General features: G+C 72.4%; 3 protein-coding genes and 1 pseudogene. 1 reads left to right on the forward strand and 3 read right to left on the reverse strand.

The annotated features are described in order from the left end of the window. Positions 1 to 227: pseudogene (locus tag RIF89_RS13685) on the reverse strand (hypothetical protein); the annotation flags it as partial. Positions 228 to 387: 160 nt separating this feature from the next. On the opposite strand from RIF89_RS13685, the gene RIF89_RS13690 reads away from it, so the two are divergent. After that, complete coding sequence (locus RIF89_RS13690) at positions 388 to 1,032, forward strand: methyltransferase (RefSeq protein ID WP_309069639.1); 645 nt, start codon at positions 388 to 390, stop codon at positions 1,030 to 1,032. A 3-nt stretch (positions 1,033 to 1,035) separates the two neighbouring features. Here the strand turns inward: RIF89_RS13690 and RIF89_RS13695 are convergent, their stop codons facing one another. Further along, a complete protein-coding gene (locus RIF89_RS13695) occupies positions 1,036 to 1,611 on the reverse strand; it encodes an NTP transferase domain-containing protein (RefSeq protein ID WP_309069640.1) in 576 nt (191 codons plus the stop codon). A 3-nt stretch (positions 1,612 to 1,614) separates the two neighbouring features. Beyond that, entirely contained in the window at positions 1,615 to 2,493 is an 879-nt protein-coding gene (dapF, locus tag RIF89_RS13700) for a diaminopimelate epimerase (protein ID WP_309069641.1), read from the reverse strand. Positions 2,494 to 2,666: the final 173 nt, after the last annotated feature.

Here is a 2,666-nt window from a genome sequence, read left to right on the forward strand (position 1 = left end):
CGCAGCGCCGCGCGCTCCTCGCGATCCCACTGCTCGCCGTCCGTCGAGCCCTCACCCGTGGTCGCCACGTCCTGCAGCGCCTGCGCCGCACCGAAGACCCGTGCTCCGGTGCGCGACTCGGCGCGCGAGAGCACGCGATCCACCAGGTCGTTCGCTCCCGCCTCGCGGCCGCGATCGTCGTCGACGCCGCCCAGAGAAGTGGGATCGGGGGTGGTGGTGTCAGTCATTCAAACCTTTCGTTCCGACGCTGCCGCGGGTGCTCCGCGCGCATCGAGTTCCTCAGCATATTCTTCCGCGTGTCGGCTGGCTACGGGGCCGCCGGTCGGGGCGCGTCCGCCGCCGGACCGCCTCGCAGGGACGGCGGCTCCTCCGCTACGCTGGCCCCCTATGGTGGACCACTACTTCTCCGCGAGTCCCACCAGTCCCGAGAACCTCCGACGCATCCGGCTCACCCTTGCCGGGCGCCCCGTGGAGCTCACGACGGCGGCGGGGGTGTTCAGCCCCGAGCGCCTCGACGTGGGAACCTCGGTACTGCTCGCGAATACGCCCGAACCGCCCTCCGGCGGCGACTTCCTCGACCTCGGCTGCGGCTGGGGCCCCATCGCGCTCTCCTTGGCGATGATGTCCCCTCGCGCACGCGTGTGGGCCGTCGACGTCAACGAGCGCGCCTTGGACCTGGTGCGACGCAATGCCGCGTCGCTGGGCCTCGACAATGTCAACGCCGTGCTGCCCGACGATGTTCCCGAGCAGGTGACGTTCCGTGCGATCCGCTCGAACCCACCGATCAGGGTCGGCAAGTCGGTGCTGCATGAGCTGCTGGAGACCTGGATCCCGCGCCTGGCCGAGCGCAGCGACGCGCATCTGGTCGTCAAGCGCGACCTCGGCTCGGATTCGCTGCAGCGCTGGCTGGCATCGTCGTTCGCGGACGGCTTCAGCGTCTATCGCACGGCGACCGGCAAGGGGTATCGCGTGCTCAAGGTGCGCCGCCATGGCTCGCCGCCCACCGAGCCGCTGCAGCTCCCTGAGGTCTGACGCTCACTCCCCCGCTCCGGGGTCGGCCAGCGCCGCCCGCAGCAGGTCGGGAGTGTCGACATCCATGGCCTCGCGGGCAGCGATCGACACGCGATGCGGGCTGGCCTCGGCGTACAGGATCCGCAGGGGGCGGTTCGTCGGGTCGCCCAGCGCGGCCAGCCTCTCGCGCAGCAGGCCCTCGGGCCATGCGGCGCAGAGCGGCTGCGCACGCTCGTCCTCGTCCGTGGCGACAGCGGGCGCGTTCTCGGCGAGCGCGCGCAGCGTGTCGGGCGTGACGAACGGCATGTCGCCGCCGAGCAGCAGGATCACGCCGTCGGGTTCCGGATCGAGTCCGGCAACGCCCGCGGCGACGGCCGCGAGCGGTCCGGCGTAGGGCGGATCCTCGCGCACCACCGCCACACCGTCCGGCACACCCGCGGGGTCGCCGACCACGAGCACTTGAGCGCCCACGGCGCGCAGCGCGGCGATCGCGCGCGCCACGATCGCGACGCCGCCGATCATGATGGCGGGCTTGTGGAGCCCGCCGAGGCGCGATGACCGCCCGCCTGCCAGCACAATGCCGCGCAGCGTGGGCCCCATGGCTCAGACCAGGGTGACGGTGCCGGAGTAGACGAGCACGGCGGGGCCGGACAGCGCCACGTGCTCGCCGTCCTCTGCGGGGAACATCCGCACGCCGAGCGTGCCGCCGGGCACGTCGACACGCCAGTGGTCGGGCGCGCCGCGCCCCGCCCAGTCGCGCACGGCGAGCGCCGTCGCCGCGACGCCCGTGCCGCAGCTGAGCGTCTCGCCCACGCCCCGCTCGAACACCCGCATCCGGACGCGGCCGACGCCGTGCTTCACGAGGGGCTCACGCGGCACCACGAACTCGACGTTCGCGCCGTGCGGCGGCTCGGGTTCGATCGCCGGCCGGGACGCGAGGTCGAGACCGTCCAGCTCCTCGTCGGATGCGAGGGCCACCACGACGTGCGGATTACCGACATCGATGCCCAGGCCCGGACGCGTCACGCTGAGTCCCGTGGCCGCCACGAGCGGATCGCCCGGTTCGGCGCGCCAGCGACCGAGGTCCACCTGGTAGCCGGTGTCGCTGCGCATCACGTCGCGCACGCCGGCGCGCGTGCCGATCGGCAGCGTCGAGCCGGCGGGCAGCTCGGCAAGGCCCGCCTGGAGCAGGTAGTGCGCGAAGACCCGCACACCGTTGCCGCACATCTCGGCCTTCGAACCGTCGGCATTGCGATAGTCCATGAACCACTCGGCGTCCGGCTCCTCGGCGAGCGACGCGGCGCCCTCCGGGATGTGCGCCGAGCGCACGACACGAAGCAGGCCGTCGGCACCGATGCCGAACCGGCGGTCGCACAGAGCGGCGATCTGCGCGTCGCTGAGGTCGAGCTCGCCGTCGGGGTCGGCGACGATCACGAAGTCGTTGCCCGTGCCGTGGCCCTTGGTGAAGGCGATCTCGGTCATCCGTCCAGTCTATTTGCGCTCAGACGTCGGGGATCAGGCGGCGGCCGGTCACCCGTGTCGTCTCGCGCTGATATCCGATCGCGTCGTAGTACGCCAGCACCGGCTCGTTGTCCGCGCGGACCATCAGCATCACCTTCGGGCAGCCCAGCGCCTCCAGCCGCGCCTCCGCCTCG

The organism is Microbacterium sp. (genome assembly GCF_031178525.1).
Classification (GTDB): Bacteria; Actinomycetota; Actinomycetes; order Actinomycetales; family Microbacteriaceae; genus Microbacterium.

Excerpts from the sequence above, each read along its gene's own strand:
- RIF89_RS13690 (WP_309069639.1), top strand. The coding sequence starts at position 388 with ATGGTGGACCACTACTTCTCCGCGAGTCCCACCAGTCCCGAGAACCTC.
- RIF89_RS13695 (WP_309069640.1), bottom strand. The coding sequence starts at position 1,611 with ATGGGGCCCACGCTGCGCGGCATTGTGCTGGCAGGCGGGCGGTCATCG.
- dapF (WP_309069641.1), bottom strand. The coding sequence starts at position 2,493 with ATGACCGAGATCGCCTTCACCAAGGGCCACGGCACGGGCAACGACTTC.